This is a genomic window from Fervidobacterium gondwanense DSM 13020 (assembly GCF_900143265.1).
Lineage (GTDB): Bacteria > Thermotogota > Thermotogae > Thermotogales > Fervidobacteriaceae > Fervidobacterium > Fervidobacterium gondwanense.
In genome coordinates, this window is record NZ_FRDJ01000001.1 from 216,560 (window position 1) to 233,639 (window position 17,080).

The 17,080-nt window shown below is 39.8% G+C and carries 12 protein-coding genes and 1 tRNA gene; 3 read left to right on the forward strand and 10 right to left on the reverse strand.

Annotated elements, in window-relative coordinates:
* Window positions 1-12: 12 nt before the first annotated feature.
* The 9 genes from BUA11_RS00985 to BUA11_RS01025 form a co-directional block, all read right to left on the reverse strand.
* Complete coding sequence (locus tag BUA11_RS00985) at window positions 13-669, reverse strand: flagellar hook assembly protein FlgD (protein ID WP_084634286.1); 657 nt, start codon at window positions 667-669, stop codon at window positions 13-15.
* Window positions 641-3,394, reverse strand: coding sequence for a flagellar hook-length control protein FliK (locus BUA11_RS00990; RefSeq protein WP_072757377.1), 2,754 nt, complete (start codon window positions 3,392-3,394; stop codon window positions 641-643). Before BUA11_RS00990 ends, BUA11_RS00985 begins: the two co-directional genes overlap by 29 nt.
* Window positions 3,391-4,332 (reverse strand): hypothetical protein, encoded by a 942-nt coding sequence (locus tag BUA11_RS00995; RefSeq protein ID WP_072757379.1) that lies wholly within the window; start codon window positions 4,330-4,332, stop codon window positions 3,391-3,393. Before BUA11_RS00995 ends, BUA11_RS00990 begins: the two co-directional genes overlap by 4 nt.
* A 111-nt stretch (window positions 4,333-4,443) precedes the next feature.
* Window positions 4,444-6,501: an elongation factor G gene (gene fusA, locus BUA11_RS01000; RefSeq protein WP_072757380.1), complete on the reverse strand. Its 2,058-nt coding sequence runs from the start codon at window positions 6,499-6,501 to the stop codon at window positions 4,444-4,446.
* A 90-nt stretch (window positions 6,502-6,591) separates the two neighbouring features.
* On the reverse strand, window positions 6,592-7,095 hold the full coding sequence (locus tag BUA11_RS01005) for a dihydrofolate reductase family protein (protein WP_072757382.1): 504 nt from the start codon (window positions 7,093-7,095) through the stop codon (window positions 6,592-6,594).
* 120 nt (window positions 7,096-7,215) lie between these two features.
* Window positions 7,216-8,832: a chaperonin GroEL gene (gene groL / locus BUA11_RS01010; protein WP_072757384.1), complete on the reverse strand. Its 1,617-nt coding sequence runs from the start codon at window positions 8,830-8,832 to the stop codon at window positions 7,216-7,218.
* Window positions 8,833-8,859: 27 nt separating this feature from the next.
* Window positions 8,860-9,129: a co-chaperone GroES gene (groES, locus tag BUA11_RS01015; protein ID WP_072757386.1), complete on the reverse strand. Its 270-nt coding sequence runs from the start codon at window positions 9,127-9,129 to the stop codon at window positions 8,860-8,862.
* A 286-nt stretch (window positions 9,130-9,415) separates the two neighbouring features.
* A complete protein-coding gene (locus BUA11_RS01020; RefSeq protein ID WP_011994693.1) occupies window positions 9,416-10,042 on the reverse strand; it encodes a hypothetical protein in 627 nt (208 codons plus the stop codon).
* A 195-nt stretch (window positions 10,043-10,237) separates the two neighbouring features.
* Window positions 10,238-10,313, reverse strand: a tRNA-Ala gene (locus BUA11_RS01025).
* 247 nt (window positions 10,314-10,560) lie between these two features.
* Here BUA11_RS01025 and BUA11_RS01030 point away from each other — a divergent pair.
* From BUA11_RS01030 to BUA11_RS01040, 3 genes are all read left to right on the forward strand, one after another.
* Window positions 10,561-12,135, forward strand: coding sequence for a hypothetical protein (locus tag BUA11_RS01030; RefSeq protein ID WP_072757398.1), 1,575 nt, complete (start codon window positions 10,561-10,563; stop codon window positions 12,133-12,135).
* 435 nt (window positions 12,136-12,570) lie between these two features.
* Entirely contained in the window at window positions 12,571-15,276 is a 2,706-nt protein-coding gene (locus tag BUA11_RS01035) for a PQQ-binding-like beta-propeller repeat protein (RefSeq protein WP_072757400.1), read from the forward strand.
* A 14-nt stretch (window positions 15,277-15,290) separates the two neighbouring features.
* On the forward strand, window positions 15,291-15,896 hold the full coding sequence (locus BUA11_RS01040; protein WP_072757401.1) for a hypothetical protein: 606 nt from the start codon (window positions 15,291-15,293) through the stop codon (window positions 15,894-15,896).
* Window positions 15,897-15,968: 72 nt separating this feature from the next.
* On the opposite strand, the gene BUA11_RS01045 is transcribed toward BUA11_RS01040, so the two are convergent.
* Window positions 15,969-17,072 carry an MFS transporter gene (locus BUA11_RS01045; protein ID WP_245789417.1) on the reverse strand — a complete coding sequence of 368 codons (1,104 nt, stop codon included), beginning with the start codon at window positions 17,070-17,072 and terminating at the stop codon, window positions 15,969-15,971.
* Between the last annotated feature and the right edge of the window lie 8 nt (window positions 17,073-17,080).

Here is a 17,080-nt window from a genome sequence, read left to right on the forward strand (position 1 = left end):
ATATTATCACCCCTAAGCATAGATTTCTGATATTTCTGATATATCGTAGATCTTGCTGTTCACGACAACATTGATGTTGCTCCCGTCAAACTGCACACCTGAAACAACACCGCTCTCAACGCTCGGGATTTCTTCGAAATCCCCATTGCCAGTTGATTTAAGGATTTTGAATACGTATTTTCCGTCTTTTACCTTGACACCTGTCTCGTCTTTTCCATCCCAAGCAAGAAGTTGCATACCTGCTTCTACGTTACCTAGTTTTTGTTCTTTAACGAGCTTCCCGTCCTGGGTGTATATCCTCACAACGATGTTCGCTGGTTCGTTCAAAGTAAACGTTTTGGTTTCAGGAACGCCGTTTGATACCATTATCGTGTTCGTCTTTACAACGGCAGTCTTTCCAATCATGGAGACTGCTTGCGTTCTGTAAAGTTGCGCTGCTGTGTCTACGAACGTTTGAACGGATTTGCTCATGTTCATTATCTGTTCAAGCGACGAGAGCTGGGACATCTGAGCTATAAAGTCCCTATCTTTCATTGGCTCGAGTGGGTCCTGATTTTTGAGTTGAGTTGTCAACAACCTCAAGAATGCCTCTTTGTCTAAGTCCTTTTTCGTCGTGCGCTCAGTCACGCTTGAAAAGAGGTTAGACGTTGCGTTCACGTTCATCATCATCTGCACTCACCTCTTGTTTGTAACTTTTCCTTCTATTTTCCTCTTGATTATTTTGATCTTCACCCTGGTTCCTCTGATACCTTCCCTGCTCGTAATTGTTGTCTTCTTCTTTCATCTTGATTTCAACATTTCTCACTTCGAAATCGAGCGATGTAAGCCTGTCTCTCAAATAGCTCGCGTTCTTTTCAAGCAGCTCCTTACTCTTTTCATTTTCAGCCACAAAGACTATGCTTAAAATCCTTCCTTCTTTTTTTAGTTCAACGTCCAAGTTTCCAAGATGCTCCGGATGCAGTTTCATACGTACGTTCTCTTCTAATCTTGTGGACAAACCGAATTCTCTTATCCTTTGGTATATCTCTTCAAGGTTCTGAGCATTCTGCAAGCGCTCTGCAAGTTCGAATCTGTTTGTACTTTGGTACGTCTGCTCTATTCTCGTTTCTCCATTCTTGTACGTCAGCTCAGCAAGTCGTTCAACAAATTTGTTCGAAACGTTCGGCTTTTCAATATTCCTGCTCTGTCTTTCCTCTTCTTTAAGTTTGTATTCAACTTCGAAGGATTTTATCTCTATTTTATTTTTCGATGGTTCCTGCATATTATTCCTAATTGTGATACTATCATTTTTTCCAGTAATATTTTCGTTATTTGAATTCTGTAAATTTCCTTGGTTTTCAATATTCGAGCCCCTCAGTTCTCTAACTGTGGAGTCACCAACTGCTTTGTCCGATTCGTTTCTTTTCATAAGTGTGATTGTGGCTACAACTTCGGACAGTTTTTTCACATCAGTGTTCGTGTCGTCTTTTGTTGTGCTTTTTTGAACGGGTGAATCTACATCTTTTGGCAAGTTCTTTTTAACGATGAGTTCACCATTTACCAATGCAACTACGGTATTTACTTCAGCCTCATTTCCAACTGATCCAGTTTTTTCACTACTTAGTAGTGGAAAACCAACACTATCCGCTTGTGAACTTTTCGGATTTATTGATAATGCCGACAAAATTATCGATTTCTGATTATTGGGCTGACTTATGATGCTGTGATCCGTTCCTTTCTTATCTTCCTTTTGGAATTCCATAAGCTTAGTGGAAATTGCTTTCGCCAAGTTTCCAATTTCAGGACTCATTAAAGGAGAATACGAGATAGTTTCAGTTTCACCAAAGGCTTTATTGTTCGATTTAATCATTGACTTAATGGATTTCTCGTCTTGCACGCTTATTTTTTGCGTTCCATCGTGTGTTTTTAAATGACTCGAGCTGAATAGTAGAGTAACATCTTCAGCAAATTGCAAGTTTGTAGTGATTTCTTCGATCTGCGTTAGTACTGGGTTCCCAACAGTTAGTGCACCACTGTTCCTATGAACCTCTAACCTGGAATTGGTTTCGAAAATCTTTTGATCTCTATCCGGAATGTTAGTTTCACCATTGCCATAATTGTGAACGTTACTTACACCGTTATTCTTTCCATTTTGATTAGTTTGACTACTTATCGGAGACGTGTGCGCGTACTGAACACCGCTCAGAGAATTGTCTTGACCAACGTTTTTAGACAACCTACTTGATGCCAAATCGCTCGCATTTTTTTCTGTGCCTTTTTGAACCTCTCCATTTGTCTTATCATTATTCCCAACAAAACCGCGCTCTACTTTAGATTCGTTCTTCGGCTCGTTCTGTGTAATCTTCCCGGTAGCAGAAATGCTATTATCGACTAATTTACTCCTGTTCTGATCTGTATCTTGTGAAATGACAGTTTTAGAGGTTATTGTTTCTTTGACATCTTCTTTTGCTGGGGAAGTCATTGAAGTATTATTTGTCCTCTGTTCAACCGAAGTATTCACTACCTTGTTTTGAAGATTAGCTTTTGAATTATCAGTTATAGTTTTCTTGAGCTCGCTCTCAATGGTCGGTTCAAGATTTTCCGCTACATTTTTTGCAGTTTTTTCGACATTACTGATAATATTTTTTTGAGGGGTACCGGACAAGAGTTCCTCCGATTCGTTTATATTCTCGCTTTGCGTGGAGCGTTTAGTCCCCTGCTGGATAGTGGGGACGTCTGTAACACTCTTAGTCTGTGCGTTGGCAACGGTAATTGTTTGTTCCTCGTGCAGAGTTTCTTTGAACTTTTCAGTCAGGAATTCTTTCAACTTGGATTTTAGTTCCTCAGTGTTAGATAAATCTTTGTCAACGATTTCAGAATTATTGAGAGAGCCTGTATTATCATTCATCTTTTGAGCTTCCAATGAATCTGAAGAGTTTTCAGAATCACCTGCTTGTAGTTTTTTAAGTTCAATTATTTGTTTTTCTGGCTCACCTTTATTATCTGCATCACTTATTCTCTTGTCTCTTAGAGGTGCCAGTAACATCTCTCTAACCAAATTCGACTTTTCACTCTTTGAAGTTAATACATTGGTTTGATCTGTTGATTTGTCCGTTTCTAATTCTGATATATTTGGGCTATCAACATTCATTTCTTTTGAATTTTGAGTTCTATCTAACACTTTACCGGGCTGAACAACTTTTGCATTATCAGGTTTAATATTTTGTTCAATTTTAAGATTTGCGCTTTCAGAACTACTATCTTGTGTCAGGTTGTTTATTAGCTCATTAGTAACGCGTTGCAAAACGACTTCAAAGGGCTCTCCATTTTGGAGCCCTTTATTAATTTCTCCAATTACGCTTTGTACTTTCTCTGAACTTCCCAAAATCTTCGTTAAATTTATGAGGTCAATCAAAACTTCACCCCCAGGTTCAAGACTTCTATAAATAGTTTTTCGTCTTTATCCTTAATATCTTTTAGAAGTCTTACTCTTGTTTGAGCATCTACCTTTGATAGTATGTACAAAACCAATTGTGGCTTTGAACTAACTTTGCTTATCACATTCCAGATCTCATCGTAGCTCAGTTCGCTCAAATACATGACAAGCCCTTTGTTGAAACCGCTGACATCTATCAGCTGTGCTTCAAAGTTTACAAGTTCTGAAATTTTCGATTCCAGCTCTTGAATCTTCATCTCTATATCGCTTACAATCTGGTCGACTCCACCTATTTTTTCAATCACCTGTGCTGCTTTCTGCGGATTCACGGCGGTGAGTTCTTGAATCATCTCTGCTCTTGTGTCGGCCGGTAATTTAGAAAAAACCAGCGCCAGTGTTTCAATCGACATGTTTTCCGCGTTCATTAACCTGCGCAGCTGCACGGCATCTGAATTTAGGAAAGTTTCCACTATATCGTTTAAGCGTTTTAGTGAGGTTGTATCGGCAACTTTTGTCATCTCCTCTTTCAGTCTCTGTTCCTTCCAACTTTCTTCAATAGATTTGAGAGCCTCAAAGAGCTTTTTCGTTTCTTCTTCTTTCTTATTTAGCTCTTGTTCTTTTGTTTCAAGCTCTTTTATTTTTTCTTCAAGTGCTTGCGAATACGCTTGGTAATTCTTTTCGAAGTACTCTCTCGCAGTCAACACTTCTATCGGTTCGTATTGCACAAAATTCTTCACGAAAGGAACCTTAGAAAACAGCAAACTCATGTAATTACGCCACGCTTGAAATGGAGAAGCTTTTTCTCCATAGATTTGTTTTGTCAGGAAGTTGGAGTATCCGTACAAGAATAACAATGCCAAAACAGATAGCGCAATTAGAATTCCAATCGCTATAAACTTTATTTTTCTTGTTTTCATCGGTCCACCTCCATTTTAAGTATTCTCCAAATGTGTTTAATATTCCTACATAAAAAGAAAAAGTCGGAGGTTTTGCCCTCCGACTTATCTCGTTGTATTGCTGTTTGGTTATTATTCTTCCGCTTGTTCTTCGAGGTACTTCTTGCGCTCTGCAATTATCTTTTCTTGGATGTTTGGTGGAACTACATCGTACTTTTCAAATCTCATCGTGAAGTAGCCTCTACCGCTTGTGATAGATGAGAGTCTGCCTTGGAAATCGAGCATTTCAGCGAGTGGCACTTCAGCCTTGACAACTGTTATGCCTTTACCGGCTGGTTCCATACCCATCGGTCTACCTCTTCTTGAACTTATATCTCCCATTACGTCACCTGCGTTTTCGTCTGGTGTGAATACTTCAACGTACATCACTGGTTCAAGGAGCACCGGTTTTGCCTGTTGCATACCTTTCTTAAATGCTTGAATTGCAGCGATTTGGAATGAAATATCGGAAGAGTCAACTTCGTGGTATGAACCATCAAAGAGCGTGACTCTGACATCAACAACAGGATACGCTGCGAGAACACCTTTCTTCATTGCTTCCCTTATACCTTTTTCAACAGACGGAATGAAGTTCCTCGGGATAACTCCACCGACTATCTTGTCGACAAATTCAAACCCTGTACCTCTTTGAGCTGGTTCTATTTCAATTTTAACGTGACCATATTGTCCGTGTCCACCGCTTTGTTTCTTGTGTTTGTGTTCAGAAACTGCCTTTGACATTACCGTTTCTCTGTAAGCAATCTTTGGCTTACCTACTTCGACGTCAACGCCAAATATGTTCTTGAGTCTTTCAACCATGACATCAAGGTGCATTCCACCTATACCGGAGATAACCGTCTCGGATGTCTCAGGATCGAATTCCCATCCGAACGTTGGGTCTGAGTCTGCAAGTCTGCTGAGACCGTTGCTTATCTTGTCAATATCTGATTTCGATTTCGGGTTGACGCTCTTTGAAATCATTGGTTCCGGATATTCTGGCGAGATTATTGTAAGTTTTCTATCTTTGTGCGTTACGGTGTCTTTTACAGCACTTTCTTTTAGTTTTGGAAGAACGACGATGTCACCGCAGGATACTTCTTCAACTTCGTACGTATCCTTACCTTTTGCAAAGTAGAGGTGACCTGCTTTTTCCTGTGTTCCGCGTGATGTGTTGTTGAAAGCGTCTCCAGGTTTGAGATTACCAGAGATGACCTTTATGTAGCTCAGTTTTCCAACAAATGGATCAACAACTGCTTTGAAAGTGTATCCGACGAATGGATCCGTTTCTGATGGAATGACCTCAACTTCATCTCCACTTTCAAGAGTTGACTTGTACGGTTTACCTTCCAGTGGCGATGCACCGATGTTGTTTATAACTTTCAAGAGAACATCGACGCCAATGTTCTTTTCAGCTGAGCCAGCAAGGACAGGCACTATCTGTCTTTCGACGAATCCTTTCCTGAGTGCTACCCAGAGTTCCTCTGGTGTTATTGGTTCTTCTGCAAAGTATTTTTCCATCAAGGCATCGTCAAGAGAAACGATGTCTTCCATGATTGACATCTTTATCTCTTCAACCTTGTCTTTCACTTCTGCTGGTATGTCTGTTTCTTTTGCCTTTCCGCCTTCATAAACGTATGCTTTACCAGAGATCAAATCGACAACACCTTTGAAACTTGCTTCTTGACCAATAGGATATACTATCGGTACTATCTTAGCTTCAAATCTTTCCTTTAACGATGCAATTGAATTTTCAAAACTTGCCCTTTCTTTGTCCATCTGGTTTACAAAGACCATTATCGGTCTTTCCATCTGAGTAGCAAGAGCCCATGTCCTTTCCGTTTGGATCTCAACACCGGCTGTTGCGTTAACTACACTGAGAACGTTCTCTGAAACAAAAATCGCACTGATAACTTCGCCGATAAAGTCGCTGAAACCAGGCGTGTCTATGAACGTAATCTGTTTTCCTTCGTATTTAAACGTACCAACATGTGAGTTTATACTTGCACCACGCTGCGCTTCGATTGGGTCGAAATCTACTTCCTTTTTCGTTACACCCATGCCACCAAGGTTTAAAGCAGCAACCATTAACATAGACTTACCGGAACCGTTATGACCTACCAACGCTACTGTGCGTTTGTCCTTCGCAACCATTTCCCCACCTCCAAATCTATTAGAAAATCACACTGATGTATATTTTACCAGAACATTTCATTTTTTCAAACCTGATATTCCGCTTCCAAATCACTTTATCTTATAATGTATATGAATACTACCAATATCATTTAATAGTTGAACTTTTTCAAGCTTTAAACTGTAAATGCGCTCTATTTTGTCGAATATATTAATACCACTTGGAAGGATAATCGGTTCTATAGTTATATACACATCAGTGACGACTTCAGCGTTGATAAATTGAGTGAAAATTTCTTGACCTCCTATAACACATACGTCTTGATATCCTCTTTCTTTAAGACTTTTCAAAATCTCTCTTGGTTCTCCTGAAAGTACGATATCCGGCTTTTCATTTTTAAACTGTCCAGCTCTACTTAGCACCACATTCAGACGTCCAGGAAGTTTTTTGCCGATGGTTTCAAATGTTCTTCGCCCCATTATTACGACGCCAGAAGAGGTAGTTATTTCTTTAAATAATTTTTTGTCTTCAGGGCTTCCCCATTCCGTTCTATCGTTTTCATCTATCGCTATCATACCCCGTATGTCGGTAACTGCTATGAGTCTGACGCGCAACATGAACACCTGCCCAGATATTTCTAAGTTGGAGAACGTGACAAGAGTTATTATAGCACACAATATAAAAAAGGCGGTATCTTTTAAAAAGATACCGCCTTTGTATTGTTTTTCCATTTATTAATATTCAGGCATTTCAGGTGCTGCTGGCTTCTTTTCTTCTGGTTTTTCAACTACGAGAACTTCTGTTGTGAGGAGCATACCTGCAATCGATGCAGCGTTCTGGAGTGCGCTTCTTGTAACTTTTGCTGGGTCGATTATACCACGTTCGTACATGTTGCAGTATTCACCTTTGAGCGCATCGAAACCATATGCTACTTCATCCTTGCTCATCACGTTGTGAATGATTATTGCACCATCGTAACCTGCGTTGAGAGCTATTTGTCTGATTGGTGCTTCGAGTGCGTTGTAAACTATCTGTGCACCGAGCTTTTCATCGTCTGAGAGTTCTTTCAAGAGTGGTTCAACAACTTTTCTTGCTCTCAAGAGCGTGATTCCACCGCCAGGAACGATACCTTCTTCAACAGCTGCCCTCGTTGCGCTGAGTGCGTCTTCGATTCTGTGTTTCTTTTCTTTGAGTTCTGTTTCTGTTGCAGCACCGACTTTGATGACTGCAACTCCACCTGCGAGTTTCGCCATTCTTTCTTGCAATGTTTCTTTTTCGTATTCACTTGTTGTCTGTTCTATTTGAGCTTTAATCTGGGCTATTCTCTTTTTAATTTCTTCTGGTTTACCCTTACCGCCGACGATTATCGTTTCGTCTTTCTTAACTCTCACAACGTCTGCTCTTCCAAGATCCTGGAGTGTGAGGTCTTCGAGGTTGATTCCAACTTCTTCGCTTGCAACAATACCACCTGTGAGGATTGCGATATCTTGGAGCATAGCTTTCCTTCTGTCACCGAATCCAGGAGCTTTGACTGCAACCGTGTTGAGTGTTCCTTTGAGTTTGTTAAGAACGAGTGTTGTAAGAACTTCACCTTCGACATCTTCTGCGATGATTACGAGTGGTCTGCCTGTTTGTGCAACTTTTTCAAGGATTGGAATGAGTGGTTTGACGTTTGAAAGCTTCCTGTCTGTGATGAGTATGAATGGCTCATTGTAAACAACTTCCATCTTTTCTGGGTCTGTTACGAAATATGGAGAAATGTAACCTCTGTCGAATTGCATACCTTCTGTGAACTCAACGTATGTATCGATTGTTTTGCTGTCTTCGACTGTGATAACTCCATCCTCACCGACTTTTTCCATTGCCTCAGCGATGAGTTTACCGATTTCTTCACTGTTTGCACTGATGGATGCAACATGTGCGATATCATCTGTGCTTGAAAGTTTCTTGGAAATCTTCTTTATCTCTTCAACAACTTTTACAACAGCCTTATCGATTCCTCTCTTAACAAGGATTGGGTTTGCTCCTGCTGCGACCATTTTGAGTCCTTCTTTGATCATTGCTTGAGCAAGAACTGTTGCTGTTGTCGTACCGTCACCGGCTACGTCATTTGTCTTGCTGGCAACTTCTTTAACAAGCTGTGCACCAAGGTTTGCGAATTTGTCTTCAAGTTCGATTTCTTTTGCGATTGACACACCGTCATTCGTAATCGTTGGGCTTCCCCATGATTTTTCGATAACAACATTTCTACCTTTTGGACCAAGAGTAATCTTCACCGCGTTTGCAACTGCGTCAACACCTGCTTCGAGCGACCTTCTTGCTTCTTCACTGTATCTCAACAACTTTGCCATATCTCACACCTCCTTGATTTCTCTACTTTACTCTTCGATTTTTGCGAGAATATCGTTTACATCAATGATGATGTAATCTTCATCGTCTATCTTCAATTCTGTTCCCGAGTACTTGTTGTAGATAACCTTGTCTCCAACTTTCAGTGTGCAATCTTCTGGAAGCTTACCAACTTCAACTATCTCAGCCTTCATGGGTTTTTCTTTTGCAGCATCTGGAAGGACAATTCCACCTGCTGTCTTTTTTTCTTCAATGATGGGCTTAATAAGTAACCTTTCACCGAGTGGTTTCACTTTCATACTCTTACCCCCTCCTGTCTAAGATTTGGTTTGATTATCACTCTAATATTCCGTTTGCTAATTTTAGTATAACAAAAAAGGGCAGTTTGTGAATTGCCGTTTTGACTGAATATAGCTTAATGTTAAAATCTAAACAGAAATATTTGCACATTTCTTCTTTTTTCTTATTCTTTCTTTGGATAAAATTTTCAGATGTTCATCGTGCAGATAAATTCATGACATTTTGAGAAACTCAACAACATATTTGTACCTTAGTTTCTTAATACTCGATATATGAGTCACATCATCATTCAAATACGTCTTTGATATTTTCATGAAACTCCTCAAAATCTTCAACTTGCTTCTCAACAAAGTCCTTCCACCTTTCAAAATCGCTTACAGCCAACTCTATACGTTTTTTCCAATCAACTAAGTGACTAACAAGCTGTTTCATGTTCGATAACGATTGGACATCAACCTCATTTTGAAGTTTACTGACGGTCAAAAACATCTCTACAACTTTATTGTTTCCAGTTTTTACAAGTTCCATCAACTGAGAAAACTGTTTCTCCCAGGTTTCAAATACACTTACAACTTTTTCAGCTGTTTCTTCAAAATCGTACTCTTCATTATCATCTTCATCGTACTCACCGATTTGGTCTATTGAATTCTGTGCCATATCTATAAATTGATCAACCATGTCGTAGAACTCCTCGAGCCAGTCGTCCATGTTGTCGGCTAAATCAGATACGTAATCAAGCCAGTCTTCTACCTTCTCAGAAACTTCTGAAACCATATCTGAAAGTTCGTCTAAGACCTCATTCAAAGAAGAGAGATAGTTGTTTTTTTGATTAACAACGAAGAGCTTTTTCTCAAGCTCGGTATGTTTGTTAATAATTTCTGAAATACGCTCATTAATAGCTTCAAAATCCATATACGTCCCCCCTTGTAGCTGTTAAATATAGGCTCAAATGAAAGTGTTCAACTGTCTTAAGCAGTACCTGTAAATTTCTTCGCTTTATTATATCACAAATCTAAGAGGTCACATTTAATCTTGCTTCTAATCGACAAATTAATAAACAAAAAGCCCTGAGAAGAATTCAGGGCTTTTTCACGATCTATTGAAATTTGGTGGAGCCGATGGGATTTGAACCCACGACCTCTACCGTGCCATGGTAGCGCTCTCCCACCTGAGCTACGGCCCCACAAAAGAACACAACAGACCAAACTGCAATGAGATTATACCATAACCTATAGAAAAATCAAGATAGTTAACTATGTTGGTCATAAGTCGATAATACTAAATGTCGTTAGAAAAAACTTGCCCAAGAAATCAAAGAGCAGTGAAGAGTAATACTGAATGCTCTTAAAATAAGGAAAATCGAAGCAGGCTGTAGAATTATTCATTGGTGGCTTTCTAAAATCAAAATTGCACTTAGGAGGTGCTTTGTTATGTATAAGTTCCGTAGGAAAGCAAGGATAACAAGACTTGTTAGTTTTTTGCTTGTTATATTGACCATTTTCTTCTTTACTTCATGTTCAACAACTACAAGCACGGATACTGACAAGTTCGTGGTCTCATATCCGAATGTTTCAAAAGTAAATCAAGACATCGGAATCCGTGTTGACCCGCTTGAACCCGGGCTTTCAAACATACGGATAAGGATTAAAAATGAATCATTCGAAAAGGTAAAGGTTCTGACAAAATATCCATATGTGGATACATGGAAACCGGAAAAAGGTGGATTTTACAAGGTAACGGTATCGGGATACTCACTAACAGAAGGGAAATGGTATACAAAGGAAGGCACAATAACCGTCTTTGACGTGATACCGCCATATATTGAAGATATCAAGATGATCCCTGAAAAACCGTACGTGGGAGATGAGGTATTACTGCAGTTAAAACTGAAAAGTGAAAACCCTGTTGTTGACCTCTCTCTGTCGGGAAAGACACCGTCATCAACTTGGCTGAGTTACACTACAACCTCGAAACCGGGATACGTTTACATGCGATTACCACAGCTGAATGCTTCTGGAGATGTCGAACTGTTCGTCAAATCAAGAGCGTACGATTCAGAAGATGCGACAAAGCTTGTGTTCAACGTAAGGCAGATAGACAGAGCAGCTCCAACGATAAACGTTTATACAAAAACATTTTACCCAGAGAATGGCGATATATCTTTCACAGTAAAGCTGTTTGATAACGAAGAACTATCAAGGTATACCGTGGAGTTCGACGGACAGAAAATTATCGACGAAAGCATAAACGGGAAGACATTTGAGAAAGCAGTACTTATCGGTAAGAGAGAGCTCGGAACACACACGCTAAATATCGTTGCGTACGACAAAGAGGGAAATATGGCGCACTTTGCAAAGACGATTTTGGTAGGTTCAGCTGCGCTGAGCTTTGAAGTTGAAATCAGTCCTGCAAACCCGACCGCAGGTAGCACAGCGGTTATAGCCATGGTGCCTCAAGAAAAGAATGTGACTTACACAAAGGTAGTCTTCTTTGTGGATGGTAAGGCGATAAGAACAAACTCTGGAACCGAAGGTTCACCAGCTATAACATACGCACTGTGGGACGTCGAGGAGGGACCTCACACGATAACTGTATATGCAGAATCTGCTGATAGAAGGGCTGGAATTGCAGAGACGGTTGTGAGTGTGCCAGATAGGAATGGTCCGAAATTTATAGGACTATTTGCAAATGATATCGAGTTGAAAAGGACTGGTTCTAATTACATATTCCCCGGGCTTGTGAACTTCAAAATAAAAGTGTATGACCCTGGAGGTGTGAGTACCACAGTTCTTCCAAGGCTACTTATAAAAGAAAACGAATTCTCAGGTTTTTATCGTGACCTTCAGATGGAGCCAGAGGATATTTCCTCTGATGGTAAGACTGTAACGTTCTCAGTTTCTACGTTTATGTCTCTTGGTTATTATTACGTCACGGTTATAAACGTTCAGGACTTGAGCGGTAACTTGATGAGAGATATTGGACAATTCCTGCTTTATGTGCAATAAGATTCAGCTAAAGGATGTGCAATTTCTTCCGATAAAAATATATGAAAAAGATAGATAAACTTCTTGTAAGGATATAAGGACAACACCATACTTGTAGAACTGAATTAGAACTGTATCTAACTTGTTGGTGTGAAAAGGTGATAATGAACGAAAACATTTTACCGAATGTCTAAATATAGATATGTATAAATATTGACTAATTCCAATTTTTCAAAAGGATTCTTTCAGTGTTTGTCCCAGGAGTGAAATCTCAATAAGCTTTTTAAAAGAGAAAAAAGACCGAAAGGAGGGATAAAAAGTATCGTTGAATTCCAGAAAGTGTATTTTCCTTTGAGGTTGAGGTCATGACATGAATTTGCGGCAGTGCGGTGTTTTGAAAAATTGACCTGTATAGTCTTATGACTGGCTAAAACGGATAGTTAAGGAGGGGAGAGTATGAAAACATATTATTCAAGGAAATCAAGCCATATAATTTTAAGCTTTTTTGTCTTGCTTTTAATCGCATCCTCAGCATTTGCTGGTTTAACACTGCAGGGCCTGTGGAATGGTGGAACTTACAGCCGACAAGTACCTAACAAATTTGGACCCGCAGTAATCACAAAGTCTCAAGGGAACATAATATTCCTCTCAAAAGATGGAGCTGCGTATGAACTAACAATTCAGGGAGGATTAATAAACTACGGCCAAGTTAGCGGAGCATTCAATGTTGTTGCACCACCGACGTACATTGAACTTGGCTCTGACAAATATTTGGTTTACGTCTCTGCTCAAGCCGCGAATAACAAGATAATAGTTCATGAATTGGCAACCGGTGGTAATATAGAAGAAGAAGATTTAGACGGGGCCGCGTATGGAGTCGTGGCTTACGTAAACAGCTCTGGCGAAATCGAAATTATAACTGCAGATATGACTGGAAAGATTTATAAATTTGTCTTTGATGGGTCTAGCATTTCATTAGTTAATAGTGCTTACATCGCTTTACCAATTAAGGCACCTCCAATTTTGAATTTTGATAAAAGCTACTTCTATATAATGACCCAGAGCGGAAAACTATATGAAGCACAGAACATCGTCGATGGTAGTTTTACTTTGTCATCCGCACCACTTGAAAATTATGGAGGATCAGGTAAAGAATTCACAGTTCCGATGGCTATGGATGAAAGCGGTTACTTGTATGCACTGAGGTCAGACGGTACTTTATTCAAGATAGATCCTTCGACTGGTGAAGAGGAACATGCAAGTGGGTTCCTCTCCTACTCGAACTCATCAGGTCCACTTATCGATGGTGAAGGAAACATATTCATTTTTGGAGATGACGGGAAGGTTGTTGCCTTGAATTCTTCGCTGGCTAAAATGGGAGAGTATACTGTTGGACAAAGAATAACATCTACCCCGGCTATTATAAGAGGGAACGATGGTGTGACTTATCTTATAGTTCCATCTTCTCACCAAAGCCTAAACGCTGGTAAAATTACAATACTATCGTACAATTCAACAACGGGAAATTTTGAAAAAGTTTGGGATTACACTACAAATGCTTCAATTCCTATAAGTGGAGCGGTAAACGTCGCACCTACCGGTGCATTGACGAATGACTATTATTTTGCAGTTCCTGCAAACGATGGAGCAGTCTACGCTTGGAAATTCAACGGCTCAGGACCTTATGGTTCTTGGCCAGTGTATGGGCAGAACCCTTACCACACAGGATTCGTTGATCAAAGTGCAATGCTCTTCAAAACAAAGATCTATCTTGTTGCACTTGATGGTTATTACGGTCAAGAGCTTAGTAAAACTTTATTGGGGAGCACTACAAATTATGGTATCCTTTATGATGCAACGATATTGCTTAACGATGGAACAGAAGACGCGACTTACGTCAACTTACGAACGAATTCTACAAATTCAGGTATCGTCTTAGAAGCAACACCAACATCACAAGCCAGGGTTACGTTTGCAACACCGACAGAAGCTCAGTTGCTTCTTGGAAGGTACGTAACTCCAAAAGGCGGCAGCTATCCAACAAGGGATGCCACATTCACGTTCAAGTATTGGAAAGTCATGCCACCGGATAATTATGAAGGTGCTGATGATGATAATCCAGCTACGTTGACATTCAAATTCAGCAATAGAACTGTGAAGTTATACACAAATGCCACATATACTTTCTACATATATCATAAGTACGCAACTGACGAAGCCACAGAAGAAAATGACGTGTTCTTTGACTATGAACAATACATAAACAATCCTTCTTCGGCTCAAACAACGATTAATGCTTCGCCAAATCAAGGTGGAGAAACGTGGTTCGCATACAAGTGGAAGATTTATCAGTGGAATCCAACTGCAAGTAGTAAATACAATTACACTGAAATAATTAATCAAGATAGAGATAGTGTAACGCTATATAGGAGTGGGCCTGCATACATCGAGATTTACTACGCTCAACTTAACGCTACTTTAACTTTGGTCGTCCCAGAATTTGCATACGGAAAGACAATGGCTTATATGTTCTTAGATGTTGCACCAAATTCGCTCGCTCAATTAATGAATATTAAGACAAAGAATGGTGTAACAATCGACAGAGTTGTTTCTGAAGAGTATGACGATTCTGTGTTGAAAATTGCTAACTTGTCCAAAACTTCGTCTACGGAAGTGAAAATCGCCATGAGGAGCTTTGAAAATCCTCCAGCTGTTGTGACAAGAGTTGCAACCATTGCTTTGTATTTAATGTTCCCAGAACAAGCAATGTTCCAGGGAACTGATCCTGAACAGTATGAAGAGTATTTTGACCTGTATGGTTATGCGCAAGTTTCTGGTCAACAAGTCGATCCTCAGTATTTGAGAGCTAAGATCGTTTACAGTGCAAATAAGTATCTGTATTTGGTGGGTGATTTCGATAATAATTATGCTGTTGATATTAATGACTGGGACATGTTTGCAACTGTCTTAGGATCGGAAGTAAGCGGTGAGAATATTAAGTACAATATTGGGCCACGCGAAGGTTTCAATTCGCCATATCCACTTACAAGCTACTCAGCTGGATACCTTACAGATGAAACAAACCTTGTAGATACCGATGACTTGTGGTACTTTGTTAGTATGTTCGGCACAGTTGTTCCAGAATCCGATAGGATCCAGTAATGGAGGTGATTGATATGAGAAAATTCTACCTTCTTTCCTTTATATTAGTTATTGTTCTTATAGTTTCAAGTTGCGGAATATTCAACCCAGGAGCTAATGGTCCTAAGGTCCGTACTAATGTAAACATCATCGATCCGTACGGAAATAAATTATTCGTTGATGGTACGATAAATGGGTTACCGTTGAAAGCTGATAAGAACGGTGTTCATGTGGAAGGAAAGATTGAAGCAATCAGAGAAGTCAAACTCGGCGAGGGAATAAGAGATGTCTTCTCAATGGAACCGCCAGAATTGGATAAAGATGTCATCACAATTTTCCTTGAGAAGAAAGCTGATAAGTTCATAAGGCTTTACAGAACAGCAGATGGTAAAGTTGTTTTCTATGCCGTCGGCTACGGAGATACTCCAAGTTTCCAAGTATGGCTCAAGGAACCTTTGGCCGGTTCGTTCTTTACTGAGCTCAATCCGAACCAAGTATTAATCGCCGGAAATTATCTCGTCGGAGTTGGTAAAGGTCTTGGAAAACCCGGGCTCGGTATTTCACCAAATGAAATCGTTGTTAAACTAAATATCCCAGCTACAAAAGTTCCACAGATTATAAAATTCGAAGAGGTTAAATAGTAACACTATCCATATAAAACAAAGGGGCAGGTTTAATAACCTGCCCCTTAATATTTTCGAATTTTAGGACTCTTATTTCACTGCTTTGGTTTTAAGACTTAGAGTTGTAATTAGACCTATTATTATAACAGGCACAAGAAGTGCTAATACAAAACTCTTTCCAATCAGCACACCTATCAGCGTACTTGCGATGTTTCCCCCAAGCGATGTGAACGCGTACGTAGCACCGTTGAAGAGCGGGATTATGTTATTATGAATGTTTCTCAGTGCATGTTTTTGTATGTAAGGAAAGAGCGGACCAAATAGGAAACCCGAAATAATGAAGTAAATGGGATTTTTTGTTGTAAATAAAAGAACTGTTGATACGATTAATAACAATGTGTTCGTTCTTAAAAGGTATCTGAATGTCTTTTCTAAGTATTCTACCGGGAACCTGCTAAGTGTAAATAACGCCCAGAATATCATGTACGCAGTGTATGTGCTTATAACTTTTGAATTCGATATCGTTCCTGCCCAGGTGATGACGCCGATTTCAGCCGAGGAATAGAGTATCAGCAACAACAAGAATATCCTAAACGAGTCAATCTTAAATGCTTGCCGAATTTCAGACAGCGAGAAACTTTCTCTTTTCTTTTCCGCTGAGAGCTCTTCTATCTTCAACAGTGTGTATGTTAAAAGGGATAAGAAGAGTGCACTGTAAATCAAGTACACAAACCTAAAGTCTTGCCATTTTCCCTGCACGACTTTTATCAAGAGCGGTGCGATTATGCCACCCAGTCCATACGCTCCGTGAAAGAGTCCAAATTTAGGTTTTTTGCTCTGCACAAGTAATGTTGTCGACGCTGTGAATCCAAAACCAGTTGAGAGACCAAAAAAGAAAAGTCCAACAAGCGATAAGAAAAGCCTGCCTGAAAAGGCAATGATCAAAGAGCCTAAGATTGTGAGTAAGTATCCAGTCATAAGGGCTCTCTTTAATCCCAGTCTGTTTAAATAAATACCTACGAAGATGTTTGAAAGCACCGTTCCCGTAAGTGAAAAGAACGGCAAGAGAGAGGAAAGCTCAACTGATATGTGGAACAGCTCGCGGAAAGATGACAAGAGCGGTGCCATGGAGTTCAGAACAAGCGAGTATGAGAATATAATGATCATTGGAAGAAGAGAAGACAATTTCTTCACACCTCCGT